This window comes from Amycolatopsis sp. NBC_00348, assembly GCF_036114655.1.
Taxonomy (GTDB): domain Bacteria; phylum Actinomycetota; class Actinomycetes; order Mycobacteriales; family Pseudonocardiaceae; genus Amycolatopsis.
In genome coordinates, this window is sequence record NZ_CP107994.1 from 7,726,423 (window position 1) to 7,744,639 (window position 18,217).

The 18,217-nt window shown below is 69.6% G+C and carries 19 protein-coding genes and 1 tRNA gene; 15 read left to right on the forward strand and 5 right to left on the reverse strand.

The features are described 5' to 3' along the window. Positions 1 to 22: 22 nt before the first annotated feature. Positions 23 to 790: a GntR family transcriptional regulator gene (locus OHS58_RS33975; protein ID WP_328645205.1), complete on the reverse strand. Its 768-nt coding sequence runs from the start codon at positions 788 to 790 to the stop codon at positions 23 to 25. 150 nt (positions 791 to 940) lie between these two features. Between OHS58_RS33975 and OHS58_RS33980 the strand changes: the two genes are divergently transcribed. From OHS58_RS33980 to OHS58_RS34045, 14 genes are all read left to right on the forward strand, one after another. Then, complete coding sequence (locus OHS58_RS33980; RefSeq protein WP_328645206.1) at positions 941 to 1,120, forward strand: hypothetical protein; 180 nt, start codon at positions 941 to 943, stop codon at positions 1,118 to 1,120. Between the two features lie 41 nt (positions 1,121 to 1,161). Then, positions 1,162 to 1,440, forward strand: a complete 279-nt coding sequence (locus OHS58_RS33985; protein WP_328645207.1) for a hypothetical protein — start codon at positions 1,162 to 1,164, stop codon at positions 1,438 to 1,440. A gap of 110 nt (positions 1,441 to 1,550) precedes the next feature. Further along, on the forward strand, positions 1,551 to 1,823 hold the full coding sequence (locus tag OHS58_RS33990; protein ID WP_328645208.1) for a hypothetical protein: 273 nt from the start codon (positions 1,551 to 1,553) through the stop codon (positions 1,821 to 1,823). Further along, on the forward strand, positions 1,820 to 2,257 hold the full coding sequence (locus OHS58_RS33995) for an RRQRL motif-containing zinc-binding protein (RefSeq protein ID WP_328645209.1): 438 nt from the start codon (positions 1,820 to 1,822) through the stop codon (positions 2,255 to 2,257). Before OHS58_RS33990 ends, OHS58_RS33995 begins: the two co-directional genes overlap by 4 nt. A gap of 100 nt (positions 2,258 to 2,357) precedes the next feature. Next, the gene (locus OHS58_RS34000) at positions 2,358 to 2,576 is read left to right on the forward strand and encodes a hypothetical protein (RefSeq protein WP_328645210.1); all 219 of its coding nucleotides are present in this window, start codon (positions 2,358 to 2,360) and stop codon (positions 2,574 to 2,576) included. Between the two features lie 17 nt (positions 2,577 to 2,593). Next, positions 2,594 to 2,905, forward strand: a complete 312-nt coding sequence (locus OHS58_RS34005) for a hypothetical protein (RefSeq protein WP_328645211.1) — start codon at positions 2,594 to 2,596, stop codon at positions 2,903 to 2,905. Beyond that, positions 2,902 to 4,008, forward strand: a complete 1,107-nt coding sequence (locus OHS58_RS34010; protein ID WP_328645212.1) for a hypothetical protein — start codon at positions 2,902 to 2,904, stop codon at positions 4,006 to 4,008. Before OHS58_RS34005 ends, OHS58_RS34010 begins: the two co-directional genes overlap by 4 nt. A 17-nt stretch (positions 4,009 to 4,025) precedes the next feature. Continuing rightward, positions 4,026 to 6,200, forward strand: a complete 2,175-nt coding sequence (locus tag OHS58_RS34015) for a cell division protein FtsK (protein ID WP_328645213.1) — start codon at positions 4,026 to 4,028, stop codon at positions 6,198 to 6,200. A 278-nt stretch (positions 6,201 to 6,478) separates the two neighbouring features. After that, positions 6,479 to 6,658 (forward strand): hypothetical protein, encoded by a 180-nt coding sequence (locus OHS58_RS34020; RefSeq protein ID WP_328645214.1) that lies wholly within the window; start codon positions 6,479 to 6,481, stop codon positions 6,656 to 6,658. 2 nt (positions 6,659 to 6,660) lie between these two features. Next, entirely contained in the window at positions 6,661 to 7,611 is a 951-nt protein-coding gene (locus OHS58_RS34025) for a bifunctional DNA primase/polymerase (RefSeq protein WP_328645215.1), read from the forward strand. A gap of 345 nt (positions 7,612 to 7,956) precedes the next feature. Continuing rightward, entirely contained in the window at positions 7,957 to 9,006 is a 1,050-nt protein-coding gene (locus OHS58_RS34030) for an AAA family ATPase (protein WP_328645216.1), read from the forward strand. Positions 9,007 to 9,014: 8 nt separating this feature from the next. Continuing rightward, entirely contained in the window at positions 9,015 to 9,869 is an 855-nt protein-coding gene (locus OHS58_RS34035) for a hypothetical protein (protein WP_328645217.1), read from the forward strand. 201 nt (positions 9,870 to 10,070) lie between these two features. Then, a complete protein-coding gene (locus OHS58_RS34040) occupies positions 10,071 to 10,304 on the forward strand; it encodes a helix-turn-helix domain-containing protein (protein ID WP_328645218.1) in 234 nt (77 codons plus the stop codon). Then, the gene (locus OHS58_RS34045; protein WP_328645219.1) at positions 10,288 to 11,454 is read left to right on the forward strand and encodes a tyrosine-type recombinase/integrase; all 1,167 of its coding nucleotides are present in this window, start codon (positions 10,288 to 10,290) and stop codon (positions 11,452 to 11,454) included. The genes OHS58_RS34040 and OHS58_RS34045 overlap by 17 nt, the downstream gene beginning before the upstream one ends. 677 nt (positions 11,455 to 12,131) lie before the next feature. Here OHS58_RS34045 and OHS58_RS34050 read toward each other — a convergent pair. Further along, positions 12,132 to 12,205, reverse strand: a tRNA-Thr gene (locus OHS58_RS34050). A 133-nt stretch (positions 12,206 to 12,338) separates the two neighbouring features. Between OHS58_RS34050 and OHS58_RS34055 the strand changes: the two genes are divergently transcribed. Then, positions 12,339 to 14,000, forward strand: a complete 1,662-nt coding sequence (locus OHS58_RS34055) for a hypothetical protein (RefSeq protein ID WP_328645220.1) — start codon at positions 12,339 to 12,341, stop codon at positions 13,998 to 14,000. Positions 14,001 to 14,068: 68 nt separating this feature from the next. On the opposite strand, the gene OHS58_RS34060 is transcribed toward OHS58_RS34055, so the two are convergent. The 3 genes from OHS58_RS34060 to OHS58_RS34070 all read right to left on the reverse strand — a co-directional run bounded on the left by OHS58_RS34060 (position 14,069) and on the right by OHS58_RS34070 (position 18,196). Then, entirely contained in the window at positions 14,069 to 15,274 is a 1,206-nt protein-coding gene (locus tag OHS58_RS34060) for a DNA polymerase III subunit delta' (protein ID WP_326944949.1), read from the reverse strand. Beyond that, complete coding sequence (locus OHS58_RS34065; protein WP_326956840.1) at positions 15,271 to 17,418, reverse strand: bifunctional MFS transporter/dTMP kinase; 2,148 nt, start codon at positions 17,416 to 17,418, stop codon at positions 15,271 to 15,273. The genes OHS58_RS34060 and OHS58_RS34065 overlap by 4 nt, the downstream gene beginning before the upstream one ends. A gap of 148 nt (positions 17,419 to 17,566) precedes the next feature. Beyond that, positions 17,567 to 18,196, reverse strand: coding sequence for a hypothetical protein (locus tag OHS58_RS34070; protein ID WP_326944951.1), 630 nt, complete (start codon positions 18,194 to 18,196; stop codon positions 17,567 to 17,569). Positions 18,197 to 18,217: the final 21 nt, after the last annotated feature.

An 18,217-nucleotide genomic window follows, 5' to 3' on the forward strand; every position in this document is an offset into this window, starting at 1 on the left:
CAGTTGCTGGGCCACTCTTTCCTCATGGCTGAATATCACTCTCCTGCCATTCGTAGATGAACTCGTGTTTGTCGCCCGCGTAGACGTCGTGCGCCGCCTGAAGCGGCCTGCCAGCTTCGTCGTAGTCCACGTCCCACATGTGCATCACTGGCACCCCAGCGTGCAATTCGAGCAACTCCGTCTCCTCCGGAGTTGGCATGTGCGTACTGAACACTTCAACCCCCCGGAAAAACCTGTACCCAAGAGACTCAATTAACTCGTCAGGCCCTTCCGGTAGCGCTTCAGGAGATTCGAGGCGAGTATCGGCCGCGAGCCACAACGGGTAGTAGCTCGCGGAGACCACAACCGGTTCTCCGTCCAAGAACTGCACGCGGCGACGCACGACGACCTCGTCGTCACGGGCCGCATGCAGCCATTTGGCCGCATGCGCCGGTAGAGGCATCCGTCCGACAAAAAGTATTCGTCGCGACGGAACTCGTCCCTGACTAGCGGCTCCGACGTCGAAGACAGGTTTTCCAGTTTCTCGATGAGCGGCATGGCGCCTTGCCGCAGAGACGCGGCGGAGGGGTGGGCGCCGTCGAACGAAGGTGCCACGGCCGAACTCCGTCGTCACCAGACCCTCGGCGACCAAGAACGCGATCGCCTTGCCGGCGGTCGCTTTCGTGGTTCCGTACTGGGCGATCAACTGTCTTTCAGAGGGGAGAACTGCCCCCGGTGCTAGCTCTCCCTGCGTGATCGCCGCACGCAGATCGGCCGCAATTCTCCTGCTGAGCGGTAGCCGGTCAGGCATTGAGCCTCCTCTCCTGTCGCTGTGTCCAGCCTACGGCCTCCCTAGTGAGACCTCCACAGATTGCTTGACAACCTCCCTAGGGGAGTGCAGTCTACTGAGACCTCCCTAGGGAGGCAGACCAAGGCGACGAACGACCAGCAGGAGGCCGACATGGCGAGAAAGCAGCAGGGGTTCCCGGTCTTGAAGACCGGTTCGGGGTTCGGACGGAAGGCCGTCGGGCTGGTGCTGCTGGTTGCGGCGCTGCTGTTCGTCGTGTCGTCGCCGATGGAGGCCGCCTGTCACGTTCGGCACATCGTGCACAGCCTGACCACGTTCTTTAGCTCGCTCTGATCATCCGCTGACCAGCAACTTTGCGTGAAGGGACATCTCAGATGGACACCAACGTCTACCGCCGCCGGATCGACGCCGCCGCGCTGATCACTGACGAGCACGTCGGCGAGGCCATCTACCCGGACGGCCTGACCGAATCGGCGATCGACGCGCTGCTGGAGGACGTCGACCGCGAGCTGGCCGCCGACGCGTTCGCCGCGGAGGCCGCCTACCGCTTCGACTTCAACGACCAGCGTCGAGTGAACCGGGCACGTCGCCGGGCTGCCCGCGAGGCACTGCGGGTGCTGCCCGAGACCTGGACGTTCGGCGAGGCCGCGTGATGGCGGCCCGCCTGCTGTTTCACCCCGACGCGGCGGCCCCTTCCGGCAAGAACGCGCCGACCGCGCCGGGTTCCACCGACCAGTCACAAAACCGCACGGAGGAACCCCAGATGGTAGACACCACCAGCCCGGTCCGCGACGTCCACACGGTGGCCTACACCGTCGCAGAGCTCAACCGCCTGGTCTCCCGCGAGATCGCCGGCCGCTACCGCGAACTGGCCTCTACCCTCTGCGACAACGCCGCGTTCCTGATCGCCAACGACACCGTGCCCGCCCGGGTCAAGCAGCAGCGTTCCCGCGCCTACCTCGACATCGCGATGCAGCTGCACCAGCTCGCCGACGGCGAGATCCGCGGCGCCGAGCTGGGCCAGGTGGCCCGGTGAACCCGCGCAACCGTCGCCAGACGGTGACCAAGGTGTTCGACGGCCGGACCCACCACGTAGCGCTCTGCCGCGGAGAACGCGACGGGCTGCCCGTGTTCGGCTGGAGCGAGGCCCCCTCGACCCTGTTGACTCGCTCGCAGCTGCGGGCGGTTGGGTTGCGGCCGAACGGGCAGGACCCGTCGGCGTTGCTGGTGTTCCGGCACCACCTCCCCTACGCCCGAGAGACCACCGCCGAGCTGTTCTCGGTCGAGCTCGCCGCGCCCTACCGGCCGCCGACGCCGGCGCAGCTGACCGCGCTGGACCGCGCGATGGAAGCCCGCCGGACCTGCGTCGACTGCGCCGGGATCCAGGACTACTGCGTGCCGACCAGCACCCGGCAGTGCTGGACCTGCTTCGACCTGGAGCAGGCCGACCGGGCGGGGGTGGCCGCGTGAGCAGCAACGACTCCGGCGCCTGGCACGACCTCGTGCAATCCCAGGAGGAAGCCACCGAGCGGGCGCGTCGTGAGGCCGCCCGGCAGGAGGCGAAGCAGCAATGAGCACGTTCGAGGTCCTGGACCGCTACGGCACATGGGCGCTGATCCGCCACCTGATCACGGTGCTGCTGTTCCTCACGCTGCACCTGCTGCGCATCCCCCTGGTCCTGATCTCCCGGGTCCTGGAAGGCGTCATGCGCGAGCTCGACCGCTACGCCACAGCCCAGGCCTCCCGCCCACGCAGGCGCCGGCCGGTCAACAACTTCTTCCCTACCTGAGCTGGAGGTGACACCCGATGACGACTCAACACGCCGCAACCCGCACCCGGACCGAACAGGCCACCACGTGGGTGGTGTGGCACTTCGCTGAACTGCTCGCCGTGGCCGCGCCGCTGGTCCTGGCGTGGCTGGTCTCCGGCTGGCTCGCGCTGCTGTCCCTGCTCGCCGCCGCGGCCTGGACCGTGCACGAGATCACCGACCACCGCCGCACCCGCGCCCAGCTCACCGGCGTCACGCCGCGGCAGATCACCGACACCACCAGCACCACCAGCACGGATGCGTCGGCGACTGCCGGGCGCAGCGACGAAACCCGGGAGGGTGCGCGATGACCAGCTGGGCAGAGGAACGCCGCGCGAACCGCGCCGCCGACGCAGAGCAGAACCGCCAGGATGCCGACGTCGCCGTGGCGCGGAAGCTGCGGGAGCAGGCCGCGCGGGCGGAGCAGCGCCGCGCCGACGCCGCCGCCGCGGCGAAGCTCGCCGACAAGCAGCGCGAAACCCGCCGGGCCGCCCGGGCCGCGATGGTCGCCCGGGTCACTGGGTGGCTGTCGGCGAACCGGGTCCGGCTCCCGATCTACCTGCTCGCGCTGGTGTCCGCGGGGATGGCGTTGCCCGCGATGGCTGGATACGGGCTCGACACCTACGGGGACGTGACAGGCACCGCGTTGCCGGCGTTGTCGGAGCTGGGCATGTGGGCCTTCGCCCTCGCCGTGGAGGTGTCCCGCCACCGCCACCCAGACCGGCCGGTCTGGGCGCTGCAGCTGGGGACGTGGGTGTTCGCCGGCGTCGGGTTCACCCTCAACGTGCTGCACGGCTGGCACCGCGGGTGGGACGCCGCCCTGGTGATGGGCATCGTGTCGGTCGCCGGGGTCATCGCTCACCAGCTCGCGGTCGCGTCCCCGCCGCGGTCGCCTGCGGAGCGGGCCGCCGGCCGGATCGAGCGCAAGGCCCTGCGGAAGGTCGCGAAGGTCCGGGCCGCCGCGGTCCGCACGGCGGTCGCCGAAATCGACGCCGCCGGCACGGCGCGGCTGGTGTTCATCCCGGGTCGCTACACCCTCGACGGCCGTCGGCTCGCCGCGGTGGTCGAACCGGACCGCCACGCCGGGGACGTCCTCGCCGACGAGGTGTCCGCGTTCCTGGCCGACCAGGTCCGCCCCGGCCACGGGGTTGACGACGGGCCGATCGTCGACGCGCCGGTGTTGACCCTCGACCGGCCCGCTGACCAGCGGGAGTCGACCCCGCCGCGGCGGACGATCCCGGCGCCGAAGGCACGCACGATCGACCAGCTGCGCACCGAATTTGCCGCGGCGATCGAGGACCCCGACGTGGCGATCAACCCGGCGTCGGCGGAGTCGATCCGCAAGACGCTGCACTGCGCGATCAAGGCCGCGCGGCAGCTGCGTGACGAGCACAAGAACCCCCACCGCCAGTGAGCCCGGAGGACACCACGATGAACGACAACACCACCGAGCAGACCCCGGCTAGCGTGCTGGCCACCGTGCACCGTCTCCCGGTCGGCCCCGAGCAGGGCGAGGGGATCGAGGGCGAGATCGTCACCGAGGAGGAGTACGCCCGGCTCACCTCGCAGAAGACGCGGGCGCTGACCCGCTACGCCGGCTACCGCAGGGACGTGACCGTGGTCGCCGCCGCGGCCCGCAACGCCGCCACCCACGAGAAAACTAAGGTCGCGCTGCACCACAGTCTCACCGTGATCCAGGGGCTCGACTCGTGGCGCGGTCGGCTGTGGGACGCCTCCACGATGGGCGTCTACCGCCGCCAGATCAAAGCCGCCGAAGCCCTCGGGGACAACGCCATGGTCGCCGAATGGGTCGAACGCAAAGAACGCGTGCAGGAATCCCGCCACCGCCGGCTGATGGACCTACCGCGGCTGCTGGTCGGGCTGGTCAAAGCCGGCGTCATCGGCCTCGCCGCGCTGGTGGTGATCGTGCTGCTCATCGGGCTGCTCGTGCAGCTCTCCGGGGCCGGCGAATTCACCCGCGTCGTCGGCGGGGTGATGGACGCCCTGCGGTTCATCTTCACCGCCATCGCGTGGGCCTGGACCCCGCTCGCCCTGGTCGCCCCCTACGTCATCAGCATGGGCGTCGTGCTCGGAGCGTGGCGCGAAGGTCGGCAGCGGGGCAAGGTTCCGGGCTGGTTGGCGACGTCCACACAGGACAGTGACGTCACGATCGACGAAACCACGATCGCGCAAGCCCTTGGGGCGCTGCGGATTCCGCAGATCACCAACTACCTCAAAGAAGGTCTGCCGATGCAGTACCTCACCCCGGCGCGCCGGGACGGGCGCGGCACGCACGCCATCGTGCGCCTTCCGGCTGGGGTGACCGCGGAAAAGGTCGCCCGGCGCCGCGCTGACCTCGCCACCGGGCTGCACCGACTGTCCAAAGAGGTCTGGCCCACCACCGGCAGCGAAGCCGGGATCCTGGACCTGTGGGTGGCCGACAAGGGCGCCCTGTCCGAGGGTGCCGGCGCGTATCCGCTGCTGGAGGACGGTGCGGTGGACGTGTTCAAGGGTGTCCCGTTCGGACGGACGCTGCGCGGGGAGCCGATGTTGGCGCCGCTGCTGGAGCGCAACACCATCTGCGGTGGCATGCCCGGTCAGGGCAAGTCGTCCGCGGCCCGGATCGTGATGGCCGGCGCGGCGCTCGACCCTACGGCTGAGCTGCGGATTTGGGTGCCGGACGCCAACTTCGACTTCGAGGTGTTCGCGCCGCGGTGCTCCCGCTACGTGATGGGCGCCGAAGACGAGAAGATCGCCCAGATTCTCGCTGACCTGCGCGAGCTGCACGCCGAAGTGCAGCGCCGCGGTGAGCAGCTGGTCAAGTACGAGATCCCGTCCGTGACCAGGGAGTACGCGTCGAAGAACGTCGGGCTGCACCCGATCTTCGCGCTGCTGGAAGAGGCGCACGTCGCGATCCAGCACCCCAAGTACGGCAAGGAAATCTCGCAGCTGCTCGTCGACATCGTCCGGTTGGGACGCAAGCGCGCAATTCACGTGATCGTGTCGACCCAAGCCCCGACCAAGGACAGCATGCCCAGGGACGTGACGCGCAACTGCTCGAACGGGATCGCGTTCGCGGTCGGCGACCACGTCGCCAACGACGCGCTGCTCGGTCAGGGCGCCTACTCCGCCGGGCACCGCGCCACCGAGCTGATTCCCGGCACCGACAAGGGAACCGCAGTGGTCAAGGGCTTCTCGGGGGAGCGTTCGGAGATCGTGCAAGTCTACTTCCTGGACGTCTCACGGGAGAACGACCAGGTCACCCCGATCATCGAACGCGGGCTCGCGGCGATCGCCAAGCGCGGTCGCGTCCCCTGGTCCACCAGGGACAACAACGAAAGTGAGGCGCCGCCGGCGCCGCGGAACCTGCTCGAAGACCTCGACGAGGTCCTCGGGGATGACCCAGCGCCCGCGGCGAAGGTCGCGCCGCTGCTCATCTCGCTGGCCACCGAGTACAGCGGCCTGACCGGCAAGCAGCTGTGCGCCGACCTCGCCGCGGTCGGAGTGAAAGTCCCCAGCTCGAAGAACGTCTACCTGGTAGACCCGGTCACGATCCGTAAAGCTCTGGCCGACCAGGCGACCGCCGACCTCGACGACGAGAACTAGCCGAACCGCTCCGGGTTAGCCCACCCATCAGGCCGCACGCGCCCCGGGATTCCAGCCGGAAATCCGGCCGCCGGAGCGGGCTAACCCACCTAACCCAGCTAACTTTCCGCAGGCCAGCGGCCACACGGGGGCTCTAACCCTCGGGGTTAGAAACCTAACCCGGATTCGCTGACCTAACCCCACCGATCTAACCGCCACGCGACACCGCAAGAGGTGCTCGTGCCGGCACCTCCTACCCAAAAACAGGCACACACCGTCACCGATCGAAGGGACGTTCGATGGACAGCAGCCGACTCGTGCACCGCGGCAAGAAGTCCTGGTGGTCCGGCAACGTCAAGACGCTCTGCGGTCTCACCCTCCCGGCCGGCACCGCCAAAGCGCCGTGGTTCCCGATCCTCCTCAAAGCCTGCCCTGGCTGCGAAGCCGTCCACCAGCTCACCCGCAACGGAGGCAAGTAGCGATGGACACGACCACATTGGACGCCGCGCTCGACGCCGCGACCCGCGGCTGGCACGTCTTCCCGTTGCGGCCGGGCAGCAAGCGCCCGGCCGGGCATCCCGAGGACCGGTGCCCCGGGACCGGTCGGTGCGCCGACGGGCACCGGACTTGGGAGCAGCGCGCCACCACCGACCCGGACAAGATCCGCGCGGCGTGGACGCAGGCCCCGTACGGGATCGGCGTGGCCACAGGGCCTTCCGGGCTGTGCGTGCTCGACCTCGACACGCTCAAGCCCGGCGAGGAAGTCCCCGAGCGGTGGGCCGCGGCCGATGCACGGTCCGGTGAGGACGTGCTCGCCGTCGTCGCCGACGAGGCCGGGGAAGAGCTGCCCGGCGACACGCTCACAGTCCGGACGCCATCCGGTGGGCTGCACTTGTACTACCGGGTGCCGGGGGACGTGACACTGCGGAACACCAGCGGGGACCGCGGGAACGGACTCGGGTGGAAGGTCGACACCCGCGCGTGGGGCGGCTACGTCGTCGGCCCCGGCACGGTCACCGACGGCGGCCAGTACGAGTTTCTGTGGGACGGCGCGGTGGCGGAGCTGCCGCGGTGGCTGGTCGAGCAGCTCACACCGGCGCCACTACCCGCGGCGCCGGTGGTGCCGATCCGCCCGGCCGGCGACCGGCGCTCGCGCTACCTCGACGCGGCAGTGCGGGCGGAGGCCGGGAAGGTCGCCGACGCCACGCAGAACCGCAACGCCACGCTCTACGCCGCCGCGATCGCGCTCGGGCAACTGGTCGAAGGGAATGCGCTCACCGAAGAAGCGGTTCGTGCGGCACTGACAACCGCGGCCGGGCGCCACATCGGGACGCGGCGCTTCACCGCCCGCGAGGCCGAAACCACGATCACGTCTGGTTTGCGCGCAGGCCGTAACCGGCCCCGACGAATCACCACCACCGAGCGTCGTTGAGCCACCAAAACATTTTTGGCGGCTTCTCCGGTCCGCTTGCCACGGTAACGGTTGTGGTTGCGGTTGTGGTCGGCGACGAGCCTTGCTCTATGGCGACGAAGAGCTGACCCCCGCCGAAGGCTGAGCCGATCACTCCTGCAACCAGGCTGGCGATCGCTATCGATCGGTCGGTGGCCCGATGCTGCCGCTTCCTCTGCTGTGTACGACGCTGCAGAGCCGCGCGCTTTCGTCGACGCCGCGCGGTGGATCTACGCCTGTTCACCGACGCTCCTCGTGTCTCGACGTCTCGATCTGAGTCTACGACCCCAGCGCATTCCACCCGATTTGACACAGGAGGCACCACCCATGACCTCGCCCCGGCCCTTGGCCGCCGTCCCGGCACCACCTGCCCGCCGCACCCGGTGGACGGATGCGGAGCTGATGCGAGAGGAGTTCCCGCCGCCGAAGTGGGCCGTCCCCGGTCTGCTCGCCGAAGGGCTCAACCTGCTGGCCGGCGCGCCGAAGCTGGGCAAGTCATGGCTGTCCCTCGGGGTCGGCGCCGACATCGCCAACGGCGATCCGGTGCTCGGGTCGATTGAGGTGGAGCGCGGACCGGTCCTGTACTGCGCCCTGGAGGACACCGGGCGCCGGCTGCAGCGCCGCCGGCGGCAGATGCTCGCCGCCGGCGGCCGGGCCGCTCCACTGCTCACCCTCGAAACCGCCTGCCCCACCATGACCGCCGGCGGTGACGCCGTGCTGGTCGAGTGGCTGGAGGAGAACCCGCACGCCCGGCTGGTCATCATCGACACCTACGAGAAGATGCGCGGCTCCGACGCACCAGGCATGTCCGCCTACTCCGGGGACTACGCCGCAGCCGGCCGGTTCAAGCAGCTCGCCGACCACTACAGCGTCCCGTTCCTGCTCATCCACCACGTCCGCAAGCAAGGCGCCGACGACTGGCAAAACCTCGTGTCCGGCACGTCCGGGCTCACCGGCGCGGTCGACGCCACGCTCGTTCTCGAGCGCGGCCGTGGGCAGGCGGACGGGGTGCTGCACGTGACCGGCCGCGACGTCGAAGAGACCGACTACGCCATGAGTTTCGACGCGACCGCCGGTGCTTGGACCAAGCTCGACGGTCCGGCCGCCGATCACTTGGTCGGGGACACCCGGGCGCAGATCCTGCGTCTCCTGCGTGAGCACGGGCCGCTCACCCCGGCCCGGATCGCCGACGCGCTGCAGGCCAACCCGGGCACGGTCCGGCAGACCTGCAAGCGCATGGGCAACGCGGGACAGCTGCACAAGACCCCCGATGGCACTTACAGCGCTCCCAAGGCCGGTGACAGCGGGAGCACCCTGCCCCCGTCACACCTGTCACGGCTGTCACCACAAGGCTCTGACCAGCACGAACAGGAGTGACAGCGGGTGTGACACGTCCGCGGGCTGTCACACCTCAGCCCCCTACCTGGTGGGGACGTGACAAGGCCCAGATCAACGCGCCGAGAGGAGAACCTGGATGTGTCGCTCAGCCGCTGAAGGCGGACGCCGGTGCAACGGACGCAGCTGCGGCGCCGCCGGGCGCCCGGCTCCGCCAGCAACGCAGCCGCGCCCGTCGCGGCCTCGAAGCCGCCTACGCCACCGGCGACCCGGCCGCGGTCGCCACCGCCGCGGCGAAGTACACCGCCGTCACCGGCGACCAGCCCGAAGTCGGTCAGTTCGCCGGCGACCTGCACGCCCCGCCCGCATCCACCAACTCAGGTCAGTTCGCCGGCGAGCTGACCACCCCGCACGAGCCGACCGCAGCGGAGGAATCCATGCCGAAGTCCGAACCCCAGGCCAGCAAGCCGGAACCCGCCGGCACGTCGTCCGGCTCGACGGAGGGTCGCGTCCGCGACGCCGTGGTCAAACTCGCCAAGGAGGAAGGCGAGTGGGTCGGCCTCGTGGACCTACGCAAGGCCCTCGGGGACGTCGACCACGACGAGCTGACCCGGGTCCTGCGGGACATGAACCGCGACGACCCCAACGTTCACTTCGTACCCGAGGACAACCGCAAGGCCCTGACCGACGAGGACCACGCCGCGGCGGTCGAGATCGGCGGAGACGCCCAGCACATCATGCGGATCGAGCGCCCCCGCGACACCAGCGCGAAGGACCGCGTGCAGACCGCCGGCGTCGGCAACGCCAGCCCGGACGACCTCGCCCAGGCCCTGCGCGACCCGCTGACCCCGTCACGGACCTACGACGAGATCCGGGCGGAGCAGAAGCGCCGCGGACTCACGTAGTGGCCTGACCTGCACATTGTCACGTCCCCGCCAGGTGTGACACCAGCGACCACCCCAGCGGTGTCACACCTGTCACCCCGTCACTCAACCCACCCTGAACAGCACAAACAGCTGTGACACCAGCTGTGACAGCCAACGAAAGGAGTCACCGATGTTCATCGCTCCCGCCCGCCAGCAGCACGACCCGAGGGGACACACCCGATGGACACCGCCATCACGCCGGACGCGGTTCCCGCGCGGCACCTGTACACGGTCGAGGAAGCCAAGCTCCTGCTTTCCATGAGCCGATCGGTGATCTACGAGCAGATGCGAGCCGGTCGCCTCGGGTCCGTGAAGCAGGGCCGGGCACGGCTCATTCCGGCGAAAGCCATTCAGCAGTACGTGGACATGCTCATCAGCGAAGCGGAGGTGACCGGCTATGGCCACGCGGCGTAGTCGCGGGGATGGCGGGCTCTATTGGGACGAGTCGCGCCAGCGCTGGACCGCAGAGGTCACCGTTGGTTTCCGGCCGAACGGCAAGCGCATCGTGCGGAAAGCGCGCGGCACGACGAAGACGGACGCCAAGAACAAGCTCAAGGAACTGCTCAGCGACATCGAAGAGGGCGCGACCAACGCGTCCGCCGGGTACACGGTCGCGCAGGCCGTGAACGACTGGCTGGACAGCTACGGACGAGGCGAGCGCGACCCCAACACCGTCAAGGCCGTCCGGTCCCTGGCGAACAACCACATCGTGCCCGCGATCGGCGCTCGACCGCTGGTGAAGCTCGATGTCGACGACGTCGAAGAGTGGTTGGCGGAGAAGGCGGAAGTGCTGGTGACCTCGACTCTGCGTAATCTCCGCTCGATTCTCCGGCGCGCGATCAACCGCGCTCAGGTGCGCAAGCGAGTTCGGCACAACGTCGTGCTGCTCTGCGAGGAGCTGCCAGCGGGTAAGGGGACCGGGCGGCCGTCGAAGGCGCTCACACTGGCCCAGGCGGAAGCGGTGCTCGCGGCGGCGGAGTCATCACCTCTGCGCGCCTACATCGTGGTGTCGTTGCTGACCGGTGCGCGAACTGAGGAGATGCGCCCGCTCACGTGGGACCACGTCGACCTGGTCGGCAGGCCAGAGGCGTCTCCGGCGATCCCGCCGAACGTCAGGGTGTGGCGTTCGGTCCGTGCCCGCGGGGAGACGAAGACGAGGAAGTCCCGGCGCACGCTGGCACTGGCTGAGCGGGCCGTGAAGGCGCTGGAGGCGCACCGTGTGGCCCAGAGAGCTGTGAAGGCAGTGGCAGGCGACGACTGGCGCGAGCAAGGGCTCGTTTTCGCGACCAGCGTCGGCACCGAGCAGGACGTGAACAACGTCCGGCGGGACTTCCGCCGGGTGGTCAAGGCGGCCGGGCTCAACCCGAAGCAGTGGACGCCCCGAGAGCTGCGGCACAGCTTCGTGTCGATCCTCTCGGACGGCGGGATGCCGATCGAGGAGATCTCGCGGTTGGTCGGACACAGCAGCACCGCCGTGACGGAGCTGGTCTACCGGAAGCAGATCCGGCCTGTGGTTGAGTCGGGCGCGACCGCGATGGATCAACTCTTCCCCTCAAAGGGTTGACAAGACACCGACTTTTCGTATCAGTAGCTAATTCAATTGTATCGACAGTTGATTAGCTCATCGCCTAACATAAACAAACGTCTGCTTGATATGAGCTATGGTTGCCGCATGGCCAAAGGAGTCGCCTCGGCGGGATCCGCCGAGGCGCGCTCTGCCCAGCCGGACGCGGCTGGATGTCCTGCGAATCCCCCACCCAGGAGGATCGATGAACAAGGAGCGGCCTGACTGCATTTGCAGTCGCGCCCGCCGCCAAGCGAGGAGCGCAGTGGTAGCAGCCACCACGCTCCTCATCGCCTTGACGGCGTTAGTACATGAGGTCAACATCCTCGTGCACTAAATGGTTTCGCACCGAAACCGCCGGTGGGGGCGTTGTCGACACGACAACGTCCCCATCGCGCATTCGCAGTATTACATACATGGGCGATCAAGACATTGCACTGCGCAACCGTCGACCGGGACGACCAAAGCAGACGGCGAGTGTGACTCAAGTCACATAGATTCCGGGCCGCACCTGCACCCCCGCACCCAGCGCCAGGCGCAATCGACAAGTTCCCCGCGACGGGTGAACCTGCAGAACTTTCTTCACCCACTGATCAGGCGCCGTAGTCACCCACTTAGTCACCCACCAGACGAGTCAGGCCCCATCCGAGGTGTCTCGGATGGGGCCTGACCTGCGGAGCCGCCTAGGGGAATCGAACCCCTGACCTATTCATTACGAGTGAATCGCTCTGGCCGACTGAGCTAAGGCGGCATGTCTCCGGCTCGCGCTGGCGACGGGAACCAGTGTAGCGGAGGCTGTGAGCGTCACTTTCCCGGGGCACCGTCGTTAGGGCCCTATGACGTCGATCTCACACCAGGATCGACCTACCTGGAGGCACTGGCACATGCGGCGAAGACTGCCCCGTTCGGCGGCCCTGCCGGCGGCCGCGGCGTTGCTCCTGCTCAGCGCGGCGCCGGCGATGGCCGACCCGACCTATCCGACCACGCCGATCCCGCAGCCGGCGAGTTCCGGGCAGGCGCCCATCTCGGCGCCGATCGGGCCGCAGCCGCTGGGGCAGGCCGTCGGGGATGCCGGGACCGCGCTCGGCATCGTGCGGTTGCTGCCCAACGCCGTGCCCACCAGCACGATTCTGCCCGGCTTCGGGGCGACGCTGCCCAAGCAGTCGGCGCTCGAGGCCGGGATGGGCCTGTCCAGCGCGTCCGCGAACTCCGACGCCTACCTGAGCTACGAGAAGGCCGTCGCGCAGGCGTCGCCGCTCGGGCTGTCGGTGGGCGGGAACGCGCCGCAGACGCCGGGCAGCGTGGTGCAGACCGCGTTGCCGGACAACCCGCAGCCGATCACCGGCGGGCTCAACGCGCCGTCCAACCCGCTGCTGAACGTCGGGCTGCTGAACGGCTCCGCGCACGCGCGCTGGAGCCCGACGCTCGGCCCGTGCGTCGACACCATCGCCGACGCCAGCACGTCCGTCGCGAGCCTGTCGCTGCTGAACGTCATCCCGTCGCTGCCGAACCTCGGCCTCGACAAGCTGGCGCTCGACCCGTCGACGCTCGCGAAGGGCTTCGACCTGACCAAGGGCCTGCAGAGCCTCGGCGGCCTGCTGCAGGGCGGCGGGCAGACCGCGGCCAGCGGCACCGGTTCGCTGCTGAGCCTGCCGAACGCGCTGTCGTCGCGCTCGCAGGTGAAGCTCGTCGACATCCCCGGCTCGAAGAACAAGGCCGTGCAGTCGACGTCGACGCTGCAGGGCGCGGACATCGAGATCCTCAAGGGCACGCCGCTGGCGCTGAGCATCAAGGTGGCCAGCCAGCCGACGCTGAAGGTGACCTCCACCGGTGACGCGAAGACGTCCAAAGTGGAGTACACCGCGCCGGTGCTGACCATCGAGGCAGGCGGCAAGGTGCTCTACACGCTGGACGCCGCGCACCCGACCAAGGACATCCCGATCGGGCTGCCGCTGGCCGGGCTGAGCGACCAGTTCGGGCAGCTCAACGACATCCCGGTGGTCGGCGGCCTGGTTTCGACGCTCACCAAGGGCATCCAGCAGGTCGGCAACACCGCGGGCACCGTGCTCGACCTGGGCGTGCTGCGGCTGAGCATCGCCGGGCTCGACCAGAAGAGCGCGGCGATGACGACGCCGTTCAAGGGCTTCCAGCTCGGCGCTTCGGCGCGGATGTTCGACCTGCAGCTGCTGCCCACGACGAAGCTGAAGAGCCTGCTGCCCGGCGACGCGGCGAGCAACCTGCCGTCCTCGCTGGCGCAGCTGTCGATCGGCGAGCAGATCGCGCGGGCCTACGCGCCGACCGACGGCGTGGTCTGCGGGAGCACGACGACACCGCCGCCCGCGGGCGGGGAAGCGCCCAAGGGCCCGGTGAAGAACCTCGCCTACACCGGCGGCGCGTACGACACGGTGCCGCTGTTCTGGTCGGGCACCGCGATGCTCCTGCTCGGCGTGGTCATGGTGGCCGCGATGCCGGGCTCGCGACGTCGTCCGCTGCCGATCTTGGCCGAGGAGAAGCCGTTCAAGCCGTCACCGCGGCCGCGCGAGTGACCTGAGACCGCCCCGGGGACAGTGAAGAACCCCGTCAGGAGCCTGGCTCCTGACGGGGTTCTTTGTGCTCAGCCCTGACGAAGCGTGGTGACCATCGCCTCGACGGCGATGCGGGGCTTCACGTTCAGGTCGATCGCCTCGCGGCATTCCAGCACCGCTTCGAGACGGCGCAGCGCCGACTCCGGGGTCCACGCCGTCGCGGCTTCGGCGATCTGGTCGAAGTGGTCGGGGTGGTTGAGCGTCGCGCCGGAGCGGGTCGTCGTCACCAGGACGTCGCGGTAGAAGCCCGCGAGGTCGATCAGCGCCAGGTCCAGCGTGTCGCGCTGGGTGCGGGTGGCGCGGGACTTCTGCTTCTTCTCCAGCTGCTTCACCGCGGCTTCCGCGGCCCGCTTGGCCCCCGCGACGCCCTTGCCGACGCCGTCGCCGCCCATCGCCGTGCGCAGCTCGTTGCGCTCGTCCTCGTCGCGGCCCTTGCTCGCCTCGCCCGCGTCGGCCTCCGCCGCGCTGATCAGCTGGTCGGCGCAGGTGAAGACGTCGCTGGGACGGCGCAGACCGAGCGGGATCCGCAGGACCGTGGCGCGACGCTGGCGCGCGGCCTCGTCGGTGGCGAGCCGGCGCGCGCGGCCGACGTGCCCGCCGCAGACCGCGGCGGCCCACTGCGCCTGCTCCGGGTCGACGTGGTCCCGGCGCACGAGCACGTCGGCGATCGCCTCCGGCGGCGGCGTCCGCAGGTTGACCAGGCGGCAGCGCGAACGGATCGTCACGGAGACGTCCTCGGGGTGGTCCGAGGGCGCGCAGAGCAGGAACACCGTGCGGTCCGGCGGTTCTTCGACGGCCTTCAGCAGCGCGTTCGACGCGCCTTCGGTGAGCCTGTCGGCGTCTTCGATGATCACGACCTGCCAGCTGCCGGTGGTCGGGCGGCGCGCCGCGGCCTGGACCAGCGCGCGCATCTCGGCGACCGAGATCGACAGGCCTTCGGGCACCACGAGCCGGACGTCGGCGTGGGTGCCCGCCATCGTCGTGTGGCAGCCGGGGCAGGCGTCACAACCGGTGCCGGTGCTGCACTGCAGGCCCGCGGCGAACGTCCGGGCGGCCACCGAGCGGCCGGACCCGGCCGGGCCGGTGATCAGCCAGGCGTGCGTCATCGCGCCGGGCGGCGCGGGCTCCCCGGCGACGATCTTCGCCGCGGCGGACGCGGCCGCCGTCAGGGTTTCGACCGCGGGTTCCTGGCCGACCAGCTGGTTCCAGACGCCGATGCGTTCGGTCGTCGTCACTTCGCCTCCACGCGAGACGCGTCCGCGGTCTCGACGGGCCGGGTCTCCTCGGCCGACGGCTCGTCGACGTCGAGTGGCAGGGTCACCGGCTGCTCCGGTGTGGACGCGGCCGGGGCCAGCGCCGAAAGGCGGCCGACGAACACCGCGCGCAGGGCGGTCCGGATCCGCGCGGCGACCTCGGTGTCGGTGCCGTCGGCGTCGATCACGACGTAGCGATCCGGGTCCGCGGCGGCCATCTCGACGAGCAGGTGCTGGACGCGCCACTGGTCGTTCATCGTGGCCGCCCGGTCGCGCGGCGCCCCGGGCGGAGCGGCGTCGAGCAGGACGGTCAGGTCCGGCCGCAGCCGTCCGGTCGCCCAGTCGGCGAGGCCTTCGAGCTCGTCGCTGTCGAGTCCGGCGACGGCGGACAGGTGCGCCAGCGGCGAATCGACGAACCGCTCCATCACGACCACCGAACCGGCGTCGAGCGCCGGCTGGACGTGCCGCTCGACGATGTCGGCCCGCACCGCGGCGGCGGCCAGCGCCTGGGCCCGCGCGCCGGTCAGCGACGCGCCGGAAACCAGCGCTGTCAACCGTTTGTCGTCGAGCGCCGGGTCGGCGGCGACCACCACCGGCCGGGTTCCGCCGCGCATCCAGTCGGCGAGGTTGACGGCCTGGATCGCGGTGTTGATCGCGGTGGTGCCCTCGACGGCGATGAGGAAGCCGTTGACCCGCCGCGGTGTGCGGCGCAGCGCGTTGCGCAGGTCGGACAGGATCGGCTCGGTGCGCTTGTCGTCCATCTGCCGGTAGGCGAAGAAGCCGGCGATCAGGGCGAGCGCGGCGCCGACGAGCATGATCGGCCGGGTGCCGTCGATCGTGACCGGGCTGCCCCAGACGTTGATGGTGCGCGTCGCCACGACACCGACCAGGACCGGGACGGTGACCGTGGTGCCGAACAGCACGAGCTTCATCATCAGCTGGTAGATCGCGTTGATCCGGCCGCGGATGGCGTCTTCGACGCGGGAGCCGATGATCGTGACGCCGGTGAGGAACGCCGTCCCGGCCCAGAACCCCACCAGGACCACGGTGACCAGCGAGACCGACAGGTGCGGCGACAACGCGACCAGCGCGAGCGAGAGCCCGGCCGCGATGATCGAGACGCCGAACAGCCGGTCGTGCGGGAGCCGCCGGGAAAGCTTGGGCGCGAAGGCCATGCCGGAGGCGAGGCCGAGGAAGATGGCCAGCACCAGGAGGCTGAACGCCGAGTCACCGGCCAGCAGGCTCGAGGAGTACGGCTTGGCCGAGCCGATCACGGCGCCACCGGCGGCGAACGCGCCGAACGCGCCGACCAGCAGCCCGCGCACGAGCGGCGTGCTGCGGACGAACCGGAAGCCGTCGGCGATCATCCGGCCGATGCCGAGCTTCTCCTCGTCGGCCAGGTCGGCCTTCTTCTCGGGCGACTCGTGGACGTTGCGCAGCGAAAGCTCGGGGATCCGGGTGGCGATGAGGATCGCGCTGGCCAGGTAGAGCAGGGCGGTGATGATGACGACCAGCTTCGCGATGCGGAGGCTGGTGTCTTCGCCGGGAACGTGGAGGAAGTTCGTGTTGATGCCGGTGAGGATCGCGTTCGCGCCGGCCGCGGTGATGACGGCGAGGCCGTAGGTCATCACCATGCCGAGCTGGTTGGCCGTCTCGACCTGGTCGGGGCGGCGAAGCAGGTTCGGGACCGCCGCCTCTTTCGAGGGGATCCACATGCTCGCCGCGCTGCCGACCAGGAAGTTGCCGACCAGCAGCCACCACGGCGCGCTGACGAAGGCGATGGACAGCAGGAACCCGCAGCGCAGGAGGTCGGCGACCACCATCACCTTGCGGCGGTCGAACCGGTCCGCGAGCAGGCCGCCGACCGGGGCGAACAGCAGCCCCGGCGCCAGTCCGGTCAGCACGACGCCGACGAAGGCGAAGTTCTGCGCGAAGTAGTTGTTCGTCAGCTTCGTGGCCAGGCCGGTGAGGGCCAGGATGTTCAGCCAGTCGGCCACGCTGCACAGGTACGTGACGCCCCAGAGGCGCCGGAACGGTTTGATCGCCAGCACCCGCCGGACCCGGCTGATCGTGGACGCCTCGGCGCCCGACGACCCGCCCGGGCCGGACCCGGGTACCGATCGCACGCCCTCGCTGATACGCCCACCCCACTAGTCACCGCGGTGCCGGGCACCCTCGTGAGTTAGCCCGACCGTGTAGCCAGGGTAGCCCGATCGGCCTCTGGCACGCGGACGACCCCGAGGTCCCAGTGGGGTGGGGATCAGCTGGTGAACGTCAGTCGAACAACCCCGTCACGCTGCTGACCAGGCTCGAGACCATCTCGATGGCGACGACCCCGAACACGATCAGCAGCACCACCGCGAGTATCACGCCCGAAGCGCTCGACGACGGCCTGCCGATCGCCGGCATCGACACCGCGGGCAGCTTCGGCAGCTTGCGCCGCTTGACGGGCACGACCTCGAGGTCGTCGTCGAAGTCGTCCTCGGCGGGCGGTGGCAGCTGCCGGACGGGCCGGAGCATCTGCGGTGCCCGCTTCGGCCAGGTCCGTTGCCGGTTGCGTTGCCGTGGCAACACCCCGAGCGGCGGCGTCACGTCCTCGCCGAGCGTGCCCGTGGTGCCGGCGGGTGGGATCGCTTCCGGGGCACGGGCCCCGGGCACGCCGTCTTCGCGGAGCGTTTCCTCCACCATCCGGCGTACGACCTCCTCGTCGTGCTGCACGGGCCCGGCGACCGAGATGGCGGCGGGCTCGTGGCCGTTCGGCATCGCGGTGCGTGGCTCGGGGTCCGTGGTGACCAGTCCGGAGACCGGGTCCGCGAACGTCTCGCCTGGTGTTTCGGACAGTGTGCCGTCGCGCTGAGTGAGCTCGGGGGCACTGAAGAAGGGAGCCTCACCGTTCGCGCTCATGGTGACCACCTCACTACTGAA